The sequence below is a fragment of the Paenibacillus sp. Z3-2 genome, assembly GCF_054161325.1.
Window position 1 is genome coordinate 5,058,035 of the sequence record NZ_CP096397.1, and the last position, 22,651, is coordinate 5,080,685.

The 22,651-nt window shown below is 47.5% G+C and carries 24 protein-coding genes; 4 read left to right on the forward strand and 20 right to left on the reverse strand.

Translation table 11 applies throughout. The features are described 5' to 3' along the window. Positions 1–57 precede the first annotated feature (57 nt). From M1D71_RS22610 to M1D71_RS22665, 12 genes are all read right to left on the reverse strand, one after another. On the reverse strand, positions 58–1,386 hold the full coding sequence (locus tag M1D71_RS22610; RefSeq protein ID WP_458123779.1) for a peptidase U32 family protein: 1,329 nt from the start codon (positions 1,384–1,386) through the stop codon (positions 58–60). Positions 1,387–1,403: 17 nt separating this feature from the next. Beyond that, a complete protein-coding gene (locus tag M1D71_RS22615; protein ID WP_458123780.1) occupies positions 1,404–2,333 on the reverse strand; it encodes a peptidase U32 family protein in 930 nt (309 codons plus the stop codon). Positions 2,334–2,347: 14 nt separating this feature from the next. After that, positions 2,348–3,388 carry an endolytic transglycosylase MltG gene (gene mltG / locus M1D71_RS22620; protein ID WP_458123781.1) on the reverse strand — a complete coding sequence of 347 codons (1,041 nt, stop codon included), beginning with the start codon at positions 3,386–3,388 and terminating at the stop codon, positions 2,348–2,350. A gap of 75 nt (positions 3,389–3,463) precedes the next feature. Next, positions 3,464–3,778, reverse strand: a complete 315-nt coding sequence (locus tag M1D71_RS22625) for a DUF1292 domain-containing protein (protein WP_458123782.1) — start codon at positions 3,776–3,778, stop codon at positions 3,464–3,466. After that, a complete protein-coding gene (locus tag M1D71_RS22630) occupies positions 3,779–4,078 on the reverse strand; it encodes a DUF1292 domain-containing protein (RefSeq protein WP_017686820.1) in 300 nt (99 codons plus the stop codon). 12 nt (positions 4,079–4,090) lie between these two features. Next, positions 4,091–4,507 carry a Holliday junction resolvase RuvX gene (gene ruvX / locus M1D71_RS22635; RefSeq protein ID WP_145323974.1) on the reverse strand — a complete coding sequence of 139 codons (417 nt, stop codon included), beginning with the start codon at positions 4,505–4,507 and terminating at the stop codon, positions 4,091–4,093. 125 nt (positions 4,508–4,632) lie between these two features. Continuing rightward, entirely contained in the window at positions 4,633–4,893 is a 261-nt protein-coding gene (locus M1D71_RS22640) for an IreB family regulatory phosphoprotein (RefSeq protein ID WP_017686818.1), read from the reverse strand. A 129-nt stretch (positions 4,894–5,022) separates the two neighbouring features. Further along, on the reverse strand, positions 5,023–7,644 hold the full coding sequence (alaS, locus tag M1D71_RS22645; protein ID WP_458123783.1) for an alanine--tRNA ligase: 2,622 nt from the start codon (positions 7,642–7,644) through the stop codon (positions 5,023–5,025). A gap of 435 nt (positions 7,645–8,079) precedes the next feature. Continuing rightward, positions 8,080–9,147 carry an AI-2E family transporter gene (locus tag M1D71_RS22650; protein WP_458123784.1) on the reverse strand — a complete coding sequence of 356 codons (1,068 nt, stop codon included), beginning with the start codon at positions 9,145–9,147 and terminating at the stop codon, positions 8,080–8,082. A gap of 294 nt (positions 9,148–9,441) precedes the next feature. Further along, the gene (locus M1D71_RS22655; protein WP_017686815.1) at positions 9,442–9,651 is read right to left on the reverse strand and encodes a hypothetical protein; all 210 of its coding nucleotides are present in this window, start codon (positions 9,649–9,651) and stop codon (positions 9,442–9,444) included. Positions 9,652–9,661: 10 nt separating this feature from the next. Next, a complete protein-coding gene (locus M1D71_RS22660) occupies positions 9,662–10,183 on the reverse strand; it encodes a PRC-barrel domain-containing protein (protein ID WP_458123785.1) in 522 nt (173 codons plus the stop codon). A gap of 164 nt (positions 10,184–10,347) precedes the next feature. Then, positions 10,348–11,499 (reverse strand): cysteine desulfurase family protein, encoded by a 1,152-nt coding sequence (locus M1D71_RS22665; protein ID WP_458123786.1) that lies wholly within the window; start codon positions 11,497–11,499, stop codon positions 10,348–10,350. A gap of 132 nt (positions 11,500–11,631) precedes the next feature. Between M1D71_RS22665 and M1D71_RS22670 the strand changes: the two genes are divergently transcribed. Continuing rightward, entirely contained in the window at positions 11,632–12,006 is a 375-nt protein-coding gene (locus M1D71_RS22670) for a hypothetical protein (protein ID WP_458123787.1), read from the forward strand. A gap of 362 nt (positions 12,007–12,368) precedes the next feature. Here M1D71_RS22670 and cymR read toward each other — a convergent pair whose 3' ends face one another. After that, on the reverse strand, positions 12,369–12,788 hold the full coding sequence (gene cymR / locus M1D71_RS22675; RefSeq protein ID WP_076212458.1) for a cysteine metabolism transcriptional regulator CymR: 420 nt from the start codon (positions 12,786–12,788) through the stop codon (positions 12,369–12,371). Between the two features lie 321 nt (positions 12,789–13,109). Between cymR and mnmA the strand changes: the two genes are divergently transcribed. Continuing rightward, complete coding sequence (gene mnmA / locus M1D71_RS22680; RefSeq protein ID WP_145323983.1) at positions 13,110–14,234, forward strand: tRNA 2-thiouridine(34) synthase MnmA; 1,125 nt, start codon at positions 13,110–13,112, stop codon at positions 14,232–14,234. A 131-nt stretch (positions 14,235–14,365) separates the two neighbouring features. Here the strand turns inward: mnmA and crcB (M1D71_RS22685) are convergent, their stop codons facing one another. From crcB (M1D71_RS22685) to M1D71_RS22700, 4 genes are read right to left on the reverse strand one after another with little or no spacing between them, the layout of a single operon-like run. Then, entirely contained in the window at positions 14,366–14,725 is a 360-nt protein-coding gene (gene crcB, locus M1D71_RS22685; protein WP_458123788.1) for a fluoride efflux transporter CrcB, read from the reverse strand. Continuing rightward, positions 14,722–15,123, reverse strand: a complete 402-nt coding sequence (crcB, locus tag M1D71_RS22690; protein WP_458123789.1) for a fluoride efflux transporter CrcB — start codon at positions 15,121–15,123, stop codon at positions 14,722–14,724. The genes crcB (M1D71_RS22685) and crcB (M1D71_RS22690) overlap by 4 nt, the downstream gene beginning before the upstream one ends. Before the next feature lie 33 nt (positions 15,124–15,156). Further along, positions 15,157–16,464: a replication-associated recombination protein A gene (locus tag M1D71_RS22695; protein WP_458123790.1), complete on the reverse strand. Its 1,308-nt coding sequence runs from the start codon at positions 16,462–16,464 to the stop codon at positions 15,157–15,159. A 42-nt stretch (positions 16,465–16,506) separates the two neighbouring features. Further along, entirely contained in the window at positions 16,507–17,394 is an 888-nt protein-coding gene (locus tag M1D71_RS22700; RefSeq protein WP_458123791.1) for a LysR family transcriptional regulator, read from the reverse strand. Between the two features lie 136 nt (positions 17,395–17,530). On the opposite strand from M1D71_RS22700, the gene M1D71_RS22705 reads away from it, so the two are divergent. Together M1D71_RS22705 and M1D71_RS22710 are read left to right on the forward strand one after the other, a co-directional pair. Then, positions 17,531–18,274 (forward strand): SDR family NAD(P)-dependent oxidoreductase, encoded by a 744-nt coding sequence (locus M1D71_RS22705; RefSeq protein WP_458123792.1) that lies wholly within the window; start codon positions 17,531–17,533, stop codon positions 18,272–18,274. Beyond that, on the forward strand, positions 18,271–19,173 hold the full coding sequence (locus M1D71_RS22710; RefSeq protein WP_458123793.1) for a DMT family transporter: 903 nt from the start codon (positions 18,271–18,273) through the stop codon (positions 19,171–19,173). The genes M1D71_RS22705 and M1D71_RS22710 overlap by 4 nt, the downstream gene beginning before the upstream one ends. Before the next feature lie 124 nt (positions 19,174–19,297). Here the strand turns inward: M1D71_RS22710 and M1D71_RS22715 are convergent, their stop codons facing one another. The 3 genes from M1D71_RS22715 to M1D71_RS22725 form a co-directional block, all read right to left on the reverse strand. Continuing rightward, positions 19,298–21,478, reverse strand: a complete 2,181-nt coding sequence (locus tag M1D71_RS22715) for a HelD family protein (RefSeq protein ID WP_458123794.1) — start codon at positions 21,476–21,478, stop codon at positions 19,298–19,300. A gap of 143 nt (positions 21,479–21,621) precedes the next feature. Further along, positions 21,622–21,792 carry a hypothetical protein gene (locus tag M1D71_RS22720; protein ID WP_458123795.1) on the reverse strand — a complete coding sequence of 57 codons (171 nt, stop codon included), beginning with the start codon at positions 21,790–21,792 and terminating at the stop codon, positions 21,622–21,624. 20 nt (positions 21,793–21,812) lie between these two features. Beyond that, complete coding sequence (locus tag M1D71_RS22725; RefSeq protein ID WP_458123796.1) at positions 21,813–22,640, reverse strand: DUF4097 family beta strand repeat-containing protein; 828 nt, start codon at positions 22,638–22,640, stop codon at positions 21,813–21,815. Between the last annotated feature and the right edge of the window lie 11 nt (positions 22,641–22,651).

Here is a 22,651-nt window from a genome sequence, read left to right on the forward strand (position 1 = left end):
TATAACACTATTTTGTTAAATCATAATACAATATTGACACAATGTAGGTATTTGAGCCTATTTCTTTTTTCTCATCATATCGAAGTACGAAACCGGTTGATCTACCTTCATTTTAATCCGTTGCAACGGGTGACGGGCAGCATCGAGAACATTGCCTTCTTCATCCTGTATTTCACCGACAACCTGTTTGAAAAAGTGACCTCCCGGACCGAAAAATTCAATTTCCTGTCCTGGTTTGAAGTGATTGCGCTGTTGAATGGTTGCCATTCCTGTTTCAGCATCATACCCCATGACCAAGCCAGCGAAGTCAAAAGGTACGGCCTTTTCTTCCGGTTCATAGATATGATCTTCATGGTCTGGTGTATCATAGAAAAACCCGGTATTGAGCGGACGATTTGCCGCTTTGTTCATTTCTTCAACCCACTCAGGCTTCAGAACATAATTTTCCGGGTCAGCCATATAGGCATCAATGGCTTGACGATATACGTTAACCACGGTAGCCACGTAGTGAATCGATTTCATGCGACCTTCGATCTTGAAACTGTCCACGCCCACATCAATTAACTCTGGGATATGACCAATCATACACAGATCCTTAGATCCCATGGAGAATGAATTATCCTGTTCCTGGAACAGGGGAAGCTGGTTCTCGCCCAGTTTGAATGGCGCAGGTGCCTGCATCTGCATGTCCTCTTCGCTGACCCACACGGTATCTTCTCTCGCATCCTCGAACAGATCATACTTCCAGCGACAAGACTGGCAACAGCCTCCCCGGTTGGAGTCGCGATCCGTAAAGTGATTGGAGAGCACACAACGTCCGGAATACGATGAACACATCGCTCCGTGAATAAAGGCTTCAATTTCGATATCCACATTCGCCTTGATCTCTTCAATCTCTTCGAAGCTGGTCTCACGTCCAAGAACCACACGCGGAAGACCTTCATCTTTCCAGAACTTCACGGCTTGCCAGTTGAGTGTGGATTGTTGGGTACTCAGATGTACCTCAAGGCCCGGCACAGCACGAAGAGCTACTTCAATAATAGCTGGATCGGCTACAATAATCGCGGAGATTCCCGCATTGTACAGGTTTTGCAGGTACGTTTCTATACCTTCAACATCCTCATTATGTGCATAGATGTTCGTCGCTACGAACACTTTGGCTCCATACTTTTTGGCAAACTCCACACCTTCACGCATCTCTTCAAAGCTAAAGTTATCCGCGTTGGAACGCAGTCCATAGGCCTGTCCACCGATATATACGGCATCTGCACCATAATGGATCGCAAATTTCAGTTTTTCCAGATTACCCGCCGGAGCTAGGAGCTCCGGTTTGTCCAGACGGTTACGTTTACCCGAGAACTTCCGCTGTACCGCCACTGTTTCCATTCTGTTCACCTCGTCTATTAGTACACTTGTTCTTTATAGAAAAATCCAAACGACAATTCACGTTCAGGGTCCTGTAATTTCCGCACTTCATCCAACCACTCTTCAGAGAACGCATATGCATCAGCATCAGCTACATAACTGTCAATCGCTGCCCGGTATGCACGCACAACCGCTTCATTGTAGGCAAGCGATTTTAACATACCTTCAATTTTGAAACTGTGCACACCCGCCTCCATCAACAGATGAAGATCTTCGAGAATACATATGTCTTCCGAGCTCATAATGTGCGTGCCGTTAATGTCCTCATAGATCGGGAATTTCTCATCCCGACGTTCAGCCTCGATCAGGAACAATCCGCGTTCTTTCCCCAGATGTCCCTCGACTGGCCGTCCTTGATGGGCCATATAACTTTGCACCAAACTACGCTTGGAATGATAAATATTCGTCATGCCATGCACCTGAACCTGAGCTTCCACCTTCAAAAAAGGAACCATTTCCGTCAACTCGTCCATATTCAGCTCACGGGCAAGCACAACACGACTAGCTCCCTTGGTTCCCCAATAGTTGGCTGTCGCATAATTCGTTGAAGTCATCTCCGCGTTCCAGTGCAGCTTAACATGTGGCGCGTATTCCTTCATGGTAGCCAGCACGGATGGGTCATTAAACTCCACACCATCAACACCGATTCTGCCCAAAGCCTGAACATATTCAGGCAATTCTTTCAACAGATCGTTAGACATCAGATTGGTCATGGATACATACACGCGCGCCTGATGTTTGGCTGCAATGGCAACCACCTCTGCTGTCTCTTCCACGCTGAAGCTGCCTGGAAGACGCATGCCGAATCGATCATCTCCAATGACCAAAGCATCTGCTCCAGCCTGAAGCAGCGCTTCTGCCTCTTTCACATTCGCTGCTGTAACGAGCAGTTCATGTTTCTTACTCATATAATCCCCTCCGCTTATTGCGCAGCCTTACTTTTGGCTATATTTTGCTGGTGTTCCTTATACGTTTTGGCAAACAGATGTCCGGACGATCCATCCTTTTTCGTCACATAGAACAAATACTCCGAAGCTTCCGGATCTAGCGCTGCCTCAATGGACGGAAGACTTGGACTGGCAATTGGGCCTGGTGGCAAGCCTTTGTTCAGATACGTATTATAGGGACTTTGCACCTTCAGATCCTTGAAAAACAATCGCGCCTTCGGCTTGTCGAGCAGATATTGCACGGTAGCATCAATCTCCAGCTTCATATCCTGATTGAGCCGATTATAGATTACACCTGCAACCAGAGCACGTTCCTCATCCACTACAACTTCTCTCTCTACCAGTGAAGCAATCGTCAGCAACTCATGCAAGGAAAGGTTCTTTTCCTGGAGCTTGGTTTCCATATCAGGAATGGAATTAATCTTGGTCTGGAATTCTTCCAGCATCCGCTGCATCACATCATGGGTGGAACTTCCCTTTTTCAGCTCATACGTCTCCGGGAACAGATATCCTTCCAATACGTAGCGAAGTTCTTCATCCACTGGAATATCTTTGACGATATCTACATCAAAGGCCGAAGGGTCATTGGCCAGCTTAATGAATTCATCCTGATCAACTACACCCTCCGCAGACAACTTGTCCGCCATTTGCAGAACAGTATACCCCTCCGGAATTGTAAATTTCATCATGTCTTCCGGTACAACTTCGCCACTGCTCAGTTTGCTAACAATCTCATCATATGTCACGCCAGGATTCATAGAGTATGTACCCGCCATGAAATTAGAACCTAGTTTTTTCCACTTTAAATACCCTTTAAACGTTAACCCGCTTCGAATGAGGCCTTCTTCTTGAAGCTGATCCGCGATTTTCGAAGTTCCCGATCCGCTCTTAATCTCGAATACGATCGGTTCTGTAGAAGCTTCCACAGGACGCATCATGCTCCATACGTATCCGCCCGCGCCTCCGGCAAGAACTACAATGATAAGCAGTATGACTACTATTGCTTTCCCTTTCAAAAAAAAAACAACTCCTTTACACAACCAAAAAGAGCGGACTTCTCCGCCCTCCCGGTTTCTTCTATTTGAAGCTGATTAATCTTCGTCAATGGGGAGTGTACATTCATCATACAGTTCCGAGATGTTCTCCCACTCATCATCATCGTCGATCGTGACTAACTCTGGCATGATCTGGTCTTCACTTCCAGGTGATACCCGCAGAAGTTCAACCTCGTCATAAGGTCGCAACGAACTGCGGAGCACCGCGTACTGCTGACCGTTCACTTCGAACTCAGCCAACAAGTCATACGGTTGTGATTTACCGTTCTCTTCCTCGAGCTCAACATGAGCACCGAATGCCAGACGCAGTGAATCTGTCCATTTCAGGTCTTTGCGGCTATATTCCATCATTTAGTTCGCTTCCTCTTCATCTTCAGCAAGAAATGTATTAAACGTCTCCTCGACGATATCCCATTCGGCATCATCTTGGATGACGAAAAGTTTGATATCGTCGCCCTCTTCTTCATAACGGAATGCATATACATCCGTTTCGCCATCTTCAGGTTCAACCGGAGCAACCATCATGTACTTGGCCTCCGAACCATCTACTTCGAACTTCATGATGACTTCGAATTCCTCTTCATTACCCTCGTCATCCGCAATGTAAATAATCTCCGCTTCTTCTTCCATACCCAGTTGATCTTCAGCCATTGTTGATCCCCCTCACCTTCTACTATTGGCATCCAAATAATTTTGCAAAATCAAGCTTGCGGCCATTTTGTCCACAACCTGCTTGCGTTTTTTCCGACTGACATCCGCTTCAATCAGCGTACGTTCTGCTGCCATGGTTGTCAGCCGTTCATCCCAAAGGTGAACAGGTAAATTCAGTTCGCCCCGCAGGCGTTCGGCAAAAGCAATACATATCTCACCGCGCGGTCCTACGGTGCCGTTCATGTTTTTGGGAAGTCCGACTACGATCTCACTAATCTCGTGCTCACGCACAAGATCGGCAATCCGAGCGAACTCGCCTTCATCACGGCGGCGTTCAAGCACTTCCAATCCCTGGGCAGTCCAACCGAAGGCGTCACTCGCGGCAACCCCGATTCTTCGGTCCCCATAGTCCAAACCTAATATTTTCATCCATGCTCTCCCATCCTCAAGCCTGCTCAGGTCGATGATTAATCGCCTTCTCAAGCTTCAGGCTGTCTTCTGTCGGTTCATTTCCCGCTGCCTGCATAGCTGCAACACAGCGGAAGCGGCGTACATTACCGGTGATTGGCCAGATAGGAACGTACAAGCTCTTCAATCAGCTCATCGCGCTCCTTTTTCCGGACCAGACTACGTGCGTTGTTGTGACGAGGAATGTATGCCGGGTCTCCGGAAATCAGATACCCAACAATCTGGTTGATCGGATTATAATCCTTATCGACCAATGCATCATAAACCGTGAGAAGAATCTCTTTGGATGATGCTTCCTGTTCGTCACCTTTCACATTAAATTTAACCGTCTTATCCATGGAGTCCATTGATGACACCTCGCTCCTGCATGAACATGGGGACCATGTCCTGCCGAATTGATTTCTGTTTATATAATAACATATTCTGACTGCCACAAGTAAACAAAGGATAAGGCAATTGTGTTTTTTGCTTGTCCTTTACTGGCTAACTAACGAAACCGCCAGTTTCAACGCTTCATCCAACTTGGTCGCGTCCTTACCACCGGCTTGTGCCATATCTGGACGTCCACCACCGCCACCGCCGCATACTGCCGCGACTTCCTTGACGATTTTGCCTGCATGCAGACCTTGTTTTACCTGTTCAGCAGGTACAGCTACTACAAAATTCACTTTGCCATCGGCTGCGGCACCCAATACGAGTACGGCGTCAGGCAATTTGATTTTCAACTCATCTGCCACCGTGCGAAGCGCGTCCATGTTCGGAGCATCTACGCGTGCTGCCAGCAATTGTGTATTTCCTGCTTGTACCACTTGATCGGTCAGTTGACCTGCTTCCATGGCACTGAGTTTGCTTTGCAGGGATTCGGTCTCTCTGGCTGCTTCTTTCAGTTGTTGGTTCAGACCTTCAATCCGTTTAGGTACATCACCCACATTCGCTTTGAGCAACGATGCTGATTGCTTGAGCAGTTCCAACTGGCTTTCCACATACAGATATGCGCCACGGCCAGTTACAGCTTCGATTCGGCGTACGCCGGAGCCAATTCCGCTCTCGCTCACCAGTTTGAAGATTCCGATCTCTGAAGTATTATTTACGTGACAGCCGCCACAAAGTTCCAAACTGTAGTCTCCGACTTGAACGACACGTACAATATCTCCATATTTTTCACCAAACAGGGCCATCGCACCCATTTCTTTCGCTTCATCAATAGCTTTCAGCTCGATGTTCACGTTCAGACGATTCCAGATCTGTTCGTTTACCTGACGCTCAATCTCTGTCAACTCTTCTGGCGTGATGCTGCCGAAGTGAGAGAAGTCAAACCGCAGACGCTGTGGCTCAACGAGCGATCCCGCCTGGTTTACGTGAGTTCCTAGCACATCTTTGAGTGCTTTGTGCAGCAAGTGGGTAGCTGTATGGTTTTTGATAATGTCGCCACGCTTGGCTGCATCTACTTCAGCACGGATAACTTCACCCACACGCAATTCACCGGATTCTACCGTTACCAGATGAACGTGTTGTCCCTGCGGAGCTTTGAACAAACCTTGTACTTTCGCTGTTACAGCAGCTCCAAGCAGCAAGCCCTGGTCACTTACTTGACCGCCACTTTCTGCGTAGAATGGAGTCTTGTCCAGTACAACCTGGCATGTCTGTCCTTCGCCTACAGTGTCAACAAGAGCGTCACCTGCAACGATGGCTACCACTTTTGCTTCCGTCAACAGGTCAGTATAACCAACAAACTCACTTTTAACCTCCAGATCGGCAAGTGGTCCGCCTTGAACTTTCATGCTCTCGTTCTCTTGACGCCCAGCACGTCCAAGCTCACGTTGTTTTTGCATGGAAGCATCAAAACCTTCACGATCCACAGTCAGACCATGCTCTGCGGCATAATCTTCTGTCAGGTCAAACGGGAAACCGTACGTATCATACAGTTTGAAAGCTTCAGGTCCGCTAATAACAGTGCGCCCTTCGGATTTGGCAGTGCCGCTGATATCAGCCAGAATAGCCAGACCATCTGTGAGTGTTTCGTGGAAGCGCTCTTCCTCGGTTTTGATCACTTTAGCGATGAACTCTTGCTTTTCTACTACTTCAGGGTAGTACATGCCCATTACTTCACCAACGGTTGTTGTCAGTTCATACAGGAATGGACGGTCAAGTCCAAGTACTTTTCCATAACGAACTGCACGACGGAGTAAACGACGGATGACATATCCACGTCCTTCATTACTTGGCAGAACGCCATCACCCACTGCAAAAGCAACGGTACGGATATGATCGGCAATGACTTTCAGTGCAACATCAATCTCTACGCTGTCGTTATATTTCACACCCGCAAGAGCGGCTGTTCTCTGAATCATCGGTTGGAACAAGTCTGTGTCGAAGTTGGAATCCACATTTTGCAGAATGGAAGCTAAACGCTCCAAACCAGCACCTGTATCAATATTTTTGTTAGGAAGCGGTGTGTAGCTACCATCTTTGTTATGGTTGAACTGGGAGAACACCAGGTTCCACACTTCCAGAAAACGTTCATTTTCCCCACCTGGATACATTTCGGGATCACTCATGTCGTTTCCGTAAGCTTCGCCGCGGTCATAGAAGATCTCCGTACAAGGTCCACATGGGCCTTCACCGATATCCCAGAAGTTCTCATCCAATTTGATGATACGCTCCGCAGGCAGTCCCACTTTTTCATTCCACAGTTTGAAAGCTTCTTCATCTTCCGGATATACCGTAACGGATAGGCGTTCCGGATCGAAACCGATCCACTCTTTGCTGGTCAGGAACTCCCATGCCCATGTAACAGTCTCTTCCTTGAAGTAATCACCAATGGAGAAGTTGCCGAGCATTTCGAAGAACGTATGGTGACGGCGCGTTTTGCCGACATTTTCGATATCATTGGTACGAATACACTTTTGGGAATTCGCAAGACGCGGGTTCTCTGGTTTCTCACGTCCGTCAAAGTATGGTTTGAGCGGTGCCATACCCGCATTGATCCACAGAAGAGAAGGATCGTTGTGCGGCACGAGCGATGCGCTCGGCTCGATTTTGTGACCTTTACTTGCAAAAAACTCTATCCATTTGGACCGGATTTCACTGGCTTTCATACTGGATGCCCCCATTAAATTATAATAGTCCGTTGCGTATTCGCTCCGGTTGGTCAACATTGCTTTTGTAAAAATAAACACAAAAAACGCCCCTGAATAATCAGGGACGATGTTATCGCGGTACCACCCTGGTTATTGCTGTTCATCCCTTGCTGCCCGGATCAACAAACAATCTCCTCGTTAATGCGAAATAACGGTCGCTCCCGGCAGGGTTGTCCTGCACTCCGAAATTAGCTTTCCGCCGCTTCATCTTTCAAGACTCTTCCAGCCATCGATTCAGGCTCACCCTGATCCGAAGAAGTCTATTCTCTGAGGAAAGGAACCCTCGGCGTACTTTATTCCATCATCGATTTCATGTTCTAAACATACACACTCATTATATCGGTAGCACAAGCGGGTGTCAACGCGGCCTCCTTGATGTTTTAACACTACTATTTAGTCGGTCCTTCGTTTGATGTAATAGGCGAAAAAGTGCTGCACGATAACCTTCAGGACGGCAAAAACGGGCACTGCCAGAATCAGACCTACAATGCCTGCCAATTCGCCTCCGACGAGCAGCGCAAATATAATCGACAGTGGATGCAGATGCAGCGTACGTCCCACTACCTGAGGAGATATAACGTTGCTCTCCAGAACTTGGCACAGTGTGTTCACAATGACAACAAATAGCACCATTTTAAATGATACCGTCGATGCCATGACCACGGCAGGGGCAGCGCCCAGGAATGGCCCAAGATAGGGCACGATGTTAAATACAGCCACGATACTCGCAAGCAGCAGGGCATACGGCATATCAATGACGATATAACCAATGTAGGCAAAGATACCGACAATGACACAGACAATAAACTGTCCTCGTATGTAGTTTCCCAGCGCAGCATCAATCTCTTTCATCACTGATACAATTGATTTACGTCGTGAACGCGGAAGATACGCCACAATGGTGCGCTCAAATACCTCAAAATCTTTTAACATATAAAAGATCAGGAAAGGCACGATAAACACATTGAATAACACATTGATGGTCGCCCCGATATTGTCCATGAGCACGGCAATTCCCTGAGTTAGTCGATCCTCCATCTGAAAGAACCAGCTGTTCATGCCTGTTCGGATACTTGGGGGCATTAATTTGTGATCCATATTGTTCATCAGACTCTGGGCACGCATGGACAGCTCCGGCATATGTTCGTTGAGTTCTTCCAGCTGTTCAATCAATACCGGAATGACATTCATCAGGATGACACCGATACAGGTCAGGAAAAAGGCATATATGAGCAATACCGCGATCGTACGCGGCACCTTGCGCCCTCCCAGCATGCTGACAATCGGATTGAGTACATAGGATATGATAAGGGCTACGATAAAGGGGGCCAGTACTGTTTTCAGGAAAGCATATATGTGAAGCAGTAAAGGCCGCAGCAGCCATATAAAATAAAGAATAATCAACCCGAGCAGCAGCCAGATCGCGTAACGGAACAGCTTGTGTTTAGTTAATTGCTCCACGTGCATCCCTCCTTTTGGACTGGCTCTGAGAGTCAGTATATGTAGGAAAGGTAATATTTATTAACACAGCGCAGAAGTGGAAAGCAGCAATCCTCACATTTTTTCCGGAACCAAAAAAACGCCTCCTTCATCAGAGAAGGAAGCGCATCTTGCGGTCCGGGTTAGCATATAATTAACCATATCTTTTCCGAACCATTATGTAACTGCATCTATATACATCTGCCAACAATGGATGACAACATCCCATGACAGAGATTGTCATGAAACCGCATATAGAGGAAGTTATGCTGCTTATTAAGAAGAAGCGTGAAGATGAGGGAAGTCTTGCGGCAGCTCGTCCCCGAAAAAGAGATCATCCAGGGAACTCAGCGTACCGTCTTCTTCCACCTGATATACAGACATTTTCTCACCGTTCACCGTTAATTCAATAAAGCATCCCCAGCAATAAAACTGGTGGGAACCAATTTTCCCGATATCTTTGGAACTACAGTTTGGACATTTCATATTCATTCACCTATCCATTAACAGAATGAATGGCATTTTCCAAGCGTTGTTCACTCAGCGGCGGCACCATAATGGCACTTTCCCCGATGGACATATCACTTGTACATGGCAGCCATTTACGGCCCTCAATCAGATCGGACACAAAACCGTCCGTAATTTCAATCCCTATTATTGTATTTCCCAACTCTTGGTCAAAATAAACATCAGAGACACGTCCAAGCAGCAAACCTTCTTCGGTGAGCACGGACATCTCCTTCAATTTAGACCGACCGAGGAGGTACGTGTATTTTATGTCGTCGGCTCCCCTCTTGCGGACAGCCTGTTGATTACGGATCATGACGGCATCCTCGCCGTAGGCAACGATGTCTTGCCACTGCACGATTTTGACATGATTGGTAAACAGGCCTTTGTTCTCAAGTTCAATGCCTTCAATCTGCCAATCATCATTCACAATGAAATCCTGGATTTTACCGACCTGCTTCCCGTCCTCAACATCAAAAACGGCAAGTCCGATCATTTCCTGAAGCTTCATCGTTGGGTCCTCCTCATCTTCTTATCATTAAATAGGCGCGGCGCTATTGCTAGGTATGCCCAAAGTTGATGAGTGGCAATCAGACGCCGATCATCAAAACCGCTTCTATCCAACCGATGAAATGGAACTTCTTCCCTCCTTCTGTTCCATGTGTAAAGTTCCCCTCAGGGTCTATTACGCAATCGCCCAAGAATGGTTCCAATTTTTTCGGCGGTTATCATGATTTCTTCCGTAGTATTACCCAATCCCCAGCTGAATCGAATCGCAGAGTGTAAAAAAGTCTCAGGCAGATCCATCGCTTTGAGCACGTGAGATACTTCAAGCGAACCGGAAGTACAGGCCGAGCCGCTTGCAACGGCGATCCCTTCCATATCCAGATTCATTAACATCGTCTCTGTGGACACTTCCGGAAAGCTGATATTCAGGATGTTTGGCAGCGTATACTCCGGGTGCCCGTTCACATGAAAGTGCTCCGTCCCCACATGAATTTTGAGCTGATCCAGCAGAAGTTTCCGTAATTCCAGATCATGCTGACGATGCGTCTCCGTATGTGCTGTAGCAATTTTAAGGGCCTCTGCGAATCCGGCGATGCCAGCTATGTTCTCTGTACCTGCGCGCCGCTGACGCTCTTGCAGCCCACCATGAGCTCTAGCTTCCAGCACAATCCCTCGCCGTACATAGAGTGCACCCACGCCCTGAGGTCCATTGATTTTATGGGCAGAGAAGCTGATCAGATCCACAGGCAGTTCTTTGCAGGAAATATTCTGGCTGCCCAGAGCCTGAACCGCGTCGCTATGGAACAGAATATCATGCTGACGGGCAAGCTCACCCACCTCGCGTATAGGCTGAATCGTGCCCACTTCGTTGTTGGCATACATCATGGTAATCAGCACCGTATCCGGTCGGATAGCCTCTCGCAGCTCATCCAGGCTTATTCGTCCATCATGGTCAACAGATAGATAGGTTACTTCATAGCCTTGACGTTCCAATTCCTGACACGTATGCAAAACAGCATGGTGCTCAATTACCGTCGTAATAACGTGTTTCCCCTTATCCTGTCTTGTTGAGACTGCTCCAAAGATTGCCAGATTGTCACTCTCCGTGCCGCCTCCGGTAAATACCAACTCGTCCGGGAAACAGCCCAAAGACGCCGCAATGACATCCCTTGCTCCGCTGACGGTCCGTTTGGCTTCACGCCCAAAGGCATGGATACTTGATGCGTTGCCATATTGCCCTGTCATGACGTTCATCATCGCTTCTGCGACTTGTGGATGCATAGGTGTCGATGCGGCGTGATCCAAATAAATTCGTTTCATTTATCTTCACCCCGTTATATGTTAAATTTCTATCTCATGGCATACTATTAAAATTGGAAATCTAAACGAATGCTCTATTGTCACATCTTCGTGTATAATATTCTATATCCATTTCAAAAAGGAGAGAGAGACATGAGTGATCCCATTCTCGGGCAGATTCTGAATCAGCTTCAACAAATGGACAAACGATTCGACAGTATTGATGGACATCTTGAAAAAATAGACCACCGACTCGATGCTATGGAAGAGAGACTCGGTGCAGTAGAGAGCAGACTAGACACTGTCGATGACAGACTTAATGCCATTGAGGAACAAACTAAAAACATTCCGCTTCTTCAACAAGCTGTTCTGGAAACATTGACCGTTACGAAACGTCTTGACGCTTCCCACTCCGCCTCTGAACGCAAAGTAACTACCGAATTGAATACCCATCAGCACAGCATCGATATTTTGAATCGCCGTCAGTTACGCATGGAAGCTGATATAGAAACCTTAAAAAGTCGCTGATTTACAAGTTATCCAGTTAAGTTCACATTTGACCATCTTGTAAATCCCGCGGCTGAATACATAACCCCTGCTCAATTAAAATAATCTGTAGAATTCGAAGAACAAAGTACCCATTGATGCGTTTTTAAAAAGTCTGGTTTTCAGTACCGAGAAGATGGAATGCAGCTAGAAATGGAGTAGCGGAGCGTAGGGAAACTACGTGAGCAACGGACATTTCGGCTAAATTTCAACTTCGATGCTGATGATGCCGCTAGGCATCGTTCGTAATCAAAAGTGGACTTTTTTGAACTACCTCTATTGGCATGTCTAAAGCCCCCAAGTTGGGGGCTTTAGTATGTCTTCTGTGATGCGAATTAATGACCTTAAATATAGAACATGTAGCTGTCTTTTTTGTCCTGATCCTGGAAGGTAATCAGGTCTTTCAGTGTTGTGGAATCCAACACTTCGGCAATGCCGTCACGAATACGCAACCACAGATCACGCTTCGCCGGATCATCTTCCTCTGTGAAGTCTACTGGAGAGATGGGCCCTTCCAGTACACGGATCACATCGCCTGCAGTCACGGTTGCAGGATCACCTGCAAGGATATAACCGCCGTAAGCACCTCTAATGCTCTTAACCAGTCCTGCATTGCGCAGTGGAGCGATCAATTGCTCTAGGTAATGTTCCGAGAGCTGGTTGCGCTCAGCAATGCTTTTAAGTGATGTAGGACCTTCGCCTGTTCTGGCAGCCAGCTCCATCATGATCGTGAGGCCATAACGGCCTTTTGTCGATATTTTCAAAGGAGTCACCTCTTTCAATTTTCAGAAACGATTGGAAACTTTATATTTTATCCTGTGGTCCATAACCGTCTGGTTCACGATCTGTCCACAGCAGAGATTCATAGAACTAAGCTTTAACCTTCTAATCCTCCGTATTCCGATCATAACCCTCAGCTAATGTTAACATATCTGCATGCTTTATGGTAAAGAAAGATTGACGATATTCCAAAATGTGCGTCTGTGGTGGACACTATCCAAAATTGGCCGGGTGTATCGTATCTTGAGTCCGGTTATGCTAGAATAAGAAACGAAACACATTTATATATAGAAATGGTGATAACGATGTCCAAAACAATTGAAAATACACGGGTCGTCGTTGGCATGTCCGGAGGCGTCGATTCTTCCGTTACCGCACTGCTGCTGAAAGAGCAGGGTTACGATGTCATCGGCATTTTCATGAAAAACTGGGATGACACCGACGAGTTCGGCCACTGTACCGCTGAAGAAGATTCAGAGGATGTACGCCGCGTATGTGAACAGATCGGCATTCCTTACTACACTGTCAACTTCGAGAAAGAATATTTTGATAAAGTATTTACCTATTTCCTTGATGAATATAAGTCGGGCCGCACGCCAAATCCGGATGTCATGTGTAATCGTGAGATCAAATTTGGTGAATTCCTGAACAAAGCTCTGGATCTCGGCGCAGATTATGTAGCTACAGGACACTACGCTCGTCTGATTGAAGAAGATGGTACGTTCAAGCTACTGCGCGGCGTGGACAGCAACAAGGATCAGACGTATTTCCTTAATGCACTCAATCAGAACCAGTTGTCCAAAGCCATGTTCCCGATTGGTCACCTGCCTAAACCGGAAGTACGCAAAATTGCAGAAGCCGCTGGCTTGTATACCGCCAAGAAAAAAGACAGTACAGGTGTCTGCTTCATCGGCGAACGCAACTTCAAAGAGTTCCTGAGTAACTATCTGCCTGCCAAAGGCGGAGACATGGTTGATATCGCGACTGGTGAAGTCAAAGGCCGCCATGACGGTCTGATGTACTACACACTTGGACAGCGTCAAGGTCTTGGCATTGGTGGTTCCGGCAATGGTGAGCCCTGGTTCGTTGCAGACAAGAATCTGGAGAAGAACCAACTGCTTGTTGTTCAGGGTGATGCCCACGCAAGTCTGTACTCCACAGGTCTAACCGCAACGGGTGTGAACTGGATTGCTGGTGCAGAGCACATGCCTAATGTACCATTTCGTTGTACTGCCAAGTTCCGCTATCGTCAGCCGGATCAAGGTGTTACATTGACCTGGCAGGAAGATGGAAGTGTGGATGTACAATTTGACCAGCAACAAAAAGCCATTACGCCAGGACAAGCCGTTGTTTTCTACGACGGAGAGGTATGCCTCGGCGGAGGTACGATCGATCAAGTGCAAAAAGTACCTGTACCCGCAATGCAGTAATAGAGCTTGTCCATTAAAATGCGGATTATACACAATACCGTGTATCCCTATTAAAAAAGCCGTCTTTCATGTATACCATGAAGGATGGCTTTTTTCCTGCTTTTCTTTGCAAAAAAAATAAAATTAGTTCGTTATGCAGTCAACCAGACTCCTGCCAATGAGGCCAATACCCCAACTACAACCGAACTTACGACGTAGAGCACCGCTCTGGCGTATCGTTGTCGACCCATAAGCCCTACCGTCTCATAGCCAAAGGTCGAAAATGTGGTGTATGCACCACAGAATCCGGTTCCCCAGATCACCCAGACCCCATCTGAGACCAATGCAGATTGATGCCACCCATATAACAGCCCAAGCAGAAGTGAACCACTGATATTGATAATCCATGTTCCCCACGGAAAAGCCGTTCCCAGCAAGCCAGAGACCCATTTTCCCAGACTGTAACGCATAACCGCCCCCAACACACCTGCACAACCAATCCATAGGATCATGAGGCATCCCCCTCTTGGCTTCGTGAACCCAATATACGCTGTCCGAGTCTGATTCCCAGCGCACAGAGTAACACTCCCGCCAACACACTTACGAGTGTATAAATTGCTGCCTTAGCCCATTCTCCCCCTTCAGATAAACGAACAATATCCAGTGTAAATGTGGAGAATGTCGTAAATGCGCCAGTAAAACCTGTGCCAATCGCAAGTCGAAGTTGTGGGGTTATTTTATCCGGAACAGCGATGGTAAAGAACCAACCCAAAAACAGGCTGCCAATCGCATTGATTAGCAGCACCGCCCAAGGAAAGCCTACATGAGCAGCTGGTATCCCTAACTGTATGGCATATCGGGTCGATGTGCCGAGAAATCCACCTGCTCCTATATATAAAATTTCTTTCATGTTATGTGCATCTCCCGAGTGATCTATCTGATCTTACAATTCCCTGCGTCGTTGTTGGTTCAGCCTAATCTTCGATTCGTTACCCTGCTCCGTGGCCTCATAGAATACTCTGCGTGAGAGCTGCTTTGGCAAGTATTCCTGTTTCACGTAATGCCCTGGATAGTTATGTGGATAGTGATAGCCCTCATGTCCCAGTTTTACGGCACCCGAGTAATGCGTATCTCGCAAGTGAAGCGGAACTTCTGCCGATTTCACCTCATCCATGGCGTTCATGGCTTTGGAAATGGCGGTGTACACCGCATTGGATTTTGGACTTTCCACTGCGAACAGAATCGCTTGTGCAATGTTCAGCTTGGCTTCGGGCCAGCCGTTATTCCGGTACGCATCAAGTGCTCCAATCGCCTGAGTCATCGCTTGCGGGTTCGCAAGTCCTATATCCTCGCTGCTCGCTGCAATCAGACGCCGAATAAAGGTCATCGGGTCCATGCCGAGCTTCTCCACCGCGTATAGAAACCAGAACAGCGCAGCATCACTGGAACCCCGAATACTCTTGTGAAATGCAGACAGCACATCATACTGTGTGGATTCATCCGCCTTCACAATCGGTCGCCGAATAGACTCTTCTGCCACATCAAGCGTAATATGAATGGATCCATCCTTCTCCGGTGGCGTGGTCAACGCAGCCAGTTCTAGCGCGTTAAGCGCACGCCGAATATCCCCATTGGCCATCGTGGCAATATGCTCAAGCCCCTCATCGTCCGCCTGCAGTTCCATGAATCCGAGACCTTTGTCCGCATCGCTCAATGCTCTGCGCATTGCAATAAGGGAATGCTCCTTGTTCAACGATTCCAGCTGGAACAGGGTGGAGCGACTCATCAAGGCCCCATTGACATAATGAAAGGGATTCTCTGTTGTCGCGCCAATAAAAATAATCGTGCCCTTCTCTACCGCTGGCAATAGCGCGTCCTGACGTGAACTGTTAAACCGATGTACCTCATCGAGGAACAGAATGGTTTTCGTTCCATACAGCTGTTTGTTCGTTTGTGCCTGCTCAATGACTTCACGCACATCCTTGACGGAAGCTTCCACTGCATTCAGGCGAACGAACTGTCCTTGTGTTTGCTGGGAAATAATATGTGCCAGGGTTGTCTTGCCGCATCCTGGGGGACCGTATAACAAGATCGACGAAATCTGATCAGCCTCGATGGCGCGCCGGAGTAATTTTCCCGGTCCAATGATATGTTCTTGTCCAATATATTCATCCAGGTGCTCTGGCCGCATGCGGTCCGCAAGCAATCTAGCTTGTGGCTTTGAATCCTGTTGAAACGAAAATAAATCCATTGCTCATCACTTCCTTAACGGATTGCCTTGACTTGTGTACAATTACGCTTCTGGTGGTTCTCCACTCTCTATCATATCATACTCCCGCGGTAACATAGCCATAAATGCACCAAGCGCACTGCTGACAAACGCATCCTTGCGTGTAATAAACCAAGTCATCATGTGGCTTATGCCGGAGGGGAGCGAATGTTTGCGAAGGCTGCCATTTTCAATTTGCTGCCGAATTACAATCTCCGGTAACAGAGAAATCCCCATACCCGATGCTACTCCACTGATAATCGCTTCCAATGTACCGAATTCCATAATCACCGGACGGTTTACCCCACTTGAGAGCAACCACTCCTCTAACGTTTGTCGGTAGGAGCATCCCATGCTGTAAACAAGGATCGGCTTACGGGTAAGTTCATCTTCTGATCCCACGCCCGACGAAACTACAAATAACTCTTCATCAAATACATCGATAGACTCGATATCAGGATGATCACAGGCACAGCCAATAAACGCTCCTTCCAATTCATACCCAATCACTTGATCAATAAGCATCTGCGAGTTGCCAGTTGCCAGTGACAAGGACACGTCGTGATACTGTTTATAGTATTTTGCAAAAAGCTCAGGTAAACGTACCGCTGCGGCCGTCTGTGTAGACCCTATTCGCAACGGCCCCGATGGTGTACTCGTCGCCCGAAGCGCCTTGGAAGCATCATTTAGCAAACCAATGATTTTATCCGCATAGGTCAGCAGCATCTCTCCAGCTGGAGATAACGTCATGCCTCGATTATGACGAATAAACAACGTTGTACCCACTTCTGCTTCCAGATGCCTGATTCGTGCCGTTACGTTCGATTGCACATACCCCAGTTTAGAAGCAGCTTTGGTCAAGTTTCCTTCCTGTGCAACACACTGAAATATTCTAAGATCCCCGCTCTCCATGGTCCCTCCACTCTGACATCATTCAAAATGATATCCACTTCATTACCAATCATTATACTTCATGTGTAAACCGGACTACAATTCATATAGATCCCAAACCAGTCAGCTGACTGGATGATGATAAGGAGTGTTCAGCATGACATACTGGAAAAATAGAGTTGCTTTGATCACTGGTGGTGGAACGGGTATAGGTCGTGCTGTAAGTCTGATGCTGGCTGAGCGTGGAGCGCGGGTTGCCGTCAACTATTCCCGCTCACGGGATGCAGCAAACGAGACAGTTCAACATATTTTGGATGCAGGAGGTCATGCATTGGCCGTTCAAGCCAACGTTGCCGATGACCTTGATGTCCGGCGGATGGTCACTACAATAACTGAAACCCATGGCCCAATCACTGCGCTTGTGAATAACGCCGGCATCACTCATCATATCCCCCTGCACGATCTGGAATTAGTTACAGATGACGTCTGGGATGAACTGGTTGATGTAAATGTGAAAGGCATGTTTCATTGTGCTCGTGCCGTGACGGAAGATATGAAGCGGGCTGGCGGTGGTTCTATCGTAAATCTGGGCAGCATCGCAGGCAGTACGGGTTCAGGCTCCTCCCTTCCTTACTCCGTCTCCAAAGCGGCAGTTCACGGTCTGACCTTATCACTTGCGCACGCTCTCTCACCACATATTCGGGTGAATGCTATCGTTCCTGGCGCGGTTGCTACAAGGTGGTGGGCTGGAAACGAGGATCGAATGCATCGTCTCGGTGGAGAGCTGTTATTGCAGAAAATTGCCTCTCCTGAGGATATCGCACACATGATCTGTGCTGCGCTTGAACAGCACTCCATGACCGGACAGCTAATTACTGTAGATAGTGGACAGACGTTATGAGCTCCAGTCATGAAAAGGATACCCGGATCATCAAACCATTGAAATATACACTATTGATCATTATGACAACGTTGATCATGGGAACTTCTTTTCCAGTTGGTAAGATCGGCATGGTATATGCCCCACCTTTCCTGCTCATGGGCATACGTTATGTACTGGCTGGTGGATTGATGGCCTGGTTCCTGCGTAAACGTCCTTTACCTACCGCGTGGCAGTCTTGGTTGAAAATAATCCTCATTGGCCTGTTCCAATCCGCAGGAGTGATGGGCTGCGCCTACTACAGCATGAACTGGATTACATCCGGTGAATCGGCCATTATTACGTTTACCAATCCGTTGCTGGTCATTATCCTCAGTGCTCTCTTATATAGAGTGACCTACCGTTTCAGTCAATGGATTGGTGTTCTGCTCGGTTTCGTGGGGATTATATTAACCTTTGGATGGCATATGAGCTTTAACCCTGGAACCTGGATTGGATTTGGCGGTGCGATCTCCTTTGCAGTATCGACATTGCTCATCAAACGTTGGGGCGATGCCTACGATACCTTTGTCTTAACAGCCTATCAGATGCTTGCAGGAGGGGCTGCGCTGCTTCTGCTGAGCGTATGGACTGAACAGCCTCACTTTATGGTGAACACCACCTCGGTTATGGTGCTGCTCTGGTTAACGCTTGTTTGCTCCATCATCCAGTTCTCACTCTGGTTTTATTTGCTGCAACATAGTGACCCCGCCCAAACCAGTTCGTATCTGTTTCTGGCACCGTTCTTTGGTGTATTGTCGAGTTGGATTTTGCTGGGAGAGTACGTTCAGTGGTTTGCATTGGCAGGTGGATTACTCATTGGTGTCGGTATATTCCTGGTGAACCGTCGCTCATCCAGAATGAGAAATAGCGTAACATAACCCTGAACTCCCCGTCGTTCTTCGTCGGAAAATTAAGCGGATTCTCGCACAAAGCAGAAAAAGGCAAGCGCTTATGGATCTATCCCATAAACGTCATGCCTTTTGTTGTATAAGCAAACTTTATCTAACCAAGCTCTGGCCAACCCTGAATGGTTACTGGCTCGCCGTCGGGATTATGTGTTGCAGCCGCATAGATCGGCAATTCACCATCATGGAACAACCACAGTTCGTGCAAGGCCCGTGTACAACCAACGTACAACAGCTTCGCATCACCCGCATTCGGCAAATAATGCTTCTGATCTACGTCTGCCACAATAACGGCATCAAACTCCAACCCCTTGGACAGATAGACTGGTAAAACGGAGTGTCCACCTGTGTACTGCTTTTTCCCACCATCGATCAGGTTCAGATCCCAGCCTGCAGACTGCAGTTCACGATGAAGTTCCTCTGCTTCATGCAGTGTACGGGTCAGAATGGAGACCGTTCGGTAGTCTTTGACCGTTAACACCTTCAAAGCCTCTTCAAGACTCGCCGTCCGCCCTTCGCCTCCATAAGCTAACGTCCGAACCGGATCACCACTCCGGAAAACAGGTATCGCCGTAATCCCGCTCTTGACGCCACGTTCCAGAATCGTATTCGCATAATCGATAATTTCCATCGTCGAACGATAGCTTCGCGTCAAGGCAAAGTATGCATTCTGTTCCTCAGGAAACAGAGCACTCATCTCTTCCCACGCGTGAACACCACGGTACTCATGAATTCCTTGGGACAAGTCACCCAGTATGGTGAAGGAATGCCCTTTGACGAACTGATCCAATAATGCCACATGAAAAGGTGAAAAGTCCTGTGCTTCATCGATCACGACATGATCGAACCGCTCCGAACCCTCAATATCATGGACCAGTGTATGAATGTATACCAATGCAGGCAAATCTTCTTCACGGACGATATCCTGTTTCAGATCTGCTGTCGTTTGTTTCATGACTAGTTTTGGAATAAGCCCGCTGAGTGACGCTGGCACAGAACCACCCTTTGCAGCTTTGAACAGCTGTTTGTATAGTGTAAGCGGCTCGTATTGAGGCCATTTCTTGGTATAGGCTTTCTCACGAGTGGACGCTTTTTTCTTGCGTTCTTTGCGCACAGCTTCTGGCATCGGTTTCTTGAGCTCCATCTCAATCCAGCGGTGAACACGCGCCATGACCCGTTCTTTGCGTTTGGCCAGTGGATAATGCTTGTATTCCTGACCGAACCAGTTCTCGATCTCCGTCTTGCTGAGCACCTTACCATCCCATGGACAGAAGTCCATACCCGGTACGGAATCTTCTTCCATGCCCGAGAGCCACTCTCGAATAAGCTCCATGAAGCGAATTGATCCTTTGTAACGTCCAGGTACATCATCATTCAATTCAGGCCGTGCATCAGGTGTTTCAAACCAGGTGTTCAATGTCTCCGACGTATCCGCCAAAGGCATCTCCAGCCCCAGCAGGTTCATTGCCCAATCCGGGAATGTCCGCTGCTGAATGTCCCCTACTCCGAGTTCAGGGAGCACATCCGAGATGTAATCCAGGAACATGTGGTTGGGTGCAAAAATAACCATTTTCTCCGCAGATACCTGCTCCTTATACTGATACAGCAAAAAGGCAAGCCGATGCAGGGCAACCGTTGTTTTCCCGGATCCGGCCACACCCTGAATGATCAATGCGGTGTTTCTCGCCGCACGAATGATCAGATCCTGCTCCGCCTGAATCGTAGATACGATGTCACGGAGTTTGTTATCCTTGTTCTCTCCCAGACGATAAACGAGGAATTCATCGGATACCGCTGGCTGGTCACTGTCACGGTTATATGTATCTGCCACACGTTCCAATATCCGCTGCCGAATGACAACGTTTCGTTTCAGATAGACCAGACCTTCGATAAGCCCTTCCGGGGCTTCATACGTAGCGGAGGCTTCGCCTCCCGTAAATGAGTAAAACAGGCTGGCGACAGGAGCACGCCAATCGATGACGAGCGGATGCTCTCCCACCTCTTCGCGGTCTACGCCGATTTTGCCAATATACAGCGGTTTCCGTGCACCACTGCCCTGCTCTTCGAAATCCAAGCGTCCGAAATAGGGTTGCTGCGCGCTCTTGGACAAGGCGGTGCGGCGCTCTTCGCGTCCAGCTTCCAGCACTTGTTCTGTGAAGTCATGGCCGGTATAAACCGGAATATTCTGCAGTCGTTCCAGCTGACTGTCCACTTCCTCCATCGTTCGCTCTAACCTGTACTCTTCTTCTTGATAGGCACTTTGAAAGCTGTCTGACATGTTTCAGTTACCTCCTAAGAATATGTTTTGTTCTGCATCGCCTAGATCTGGCAATACAAAAGGATACTTACTATATCATATAGGGCAATTGAAAGCCACATCCGTTTCCGTTTTGTAGGGCTTACTTTTGTAAGGCATGAAGCTTATCTGAATTGATAATTAATGATGGCACTGACAAGCGCACAACAACCGAACAAAATAAACCACCAGGCCCACTTGTTTCTGACCTGCCTGCGTCTGCTGTTCAATGTCCCATAAATGCCGATCAGCAATACGATGGTGGAAAAGCTTATTCCTACGATCCAACCAGCCATTTTATCTGCCCCCTTTGTTTTCAGTACATAAGGTCAGTCTCACTTTTCCTGGCTTTTAGAAGAAAAGCTCCTCCTCTAATATCTATTTTGAATTCACTTTTTCCGATTTTGTGTATGAAATAGTTGCTGTCTCTATGAAGGGGAGTCAAATCAAAATCACTTTTTAATATTCCCGATCTTTTTTTAAGCAAAATTTCGAAACCTTCGTTATCTGGAATGGAAACCACTACTTTTGCTCCTGTGGATACGGAATGCAAGCTCTCCGGCATCTTGAGACAATCCATGTTCAATCCTCTGCCTGTAGTTGTATATTGCAAGTGGCGGAATTCTCCCCTAATATCGATCTTGGCTGAAGTGGACTGAAGAATGAGTCTATCTGCACTAAGATGTTGTCCTTTTACCACGGATGCTACTGCGTGCAGTTCAAGCTCCTCCATCCTTCCCGCTAGGTCTAAACAACCTGAGGTGATGTTGCATCGACAGCGATTGGCCTGAAACCGATTCAACTGGAGTTGTCCTCCCGTGGAGTTTAAAAAAATAGTATCAAAGACCCGAGCAGGTAGATATATCTCCAATGCTGTTCTACCGATATTTATTCCAACGAGGCCCCTCCTTTTTCTCCCGTCCGCAATGCTTAAGGTAACCCCTTGAATGTTAACTTGCATCAGGCTTCGCTTGGAAAACCACGTATCCGCATATTGTATGACGTGAATCAGTTCATCCACACTCGTAAGAACTCTGATATCTCCTGACAACCAATTTAGCTGTATATTATGAATGGATTGATCAATGTCTATGCTCTTGCATATGGCAAGCTCACTACTTTTCAACATCTTTTCCCTCTCCATTTCAAACAATC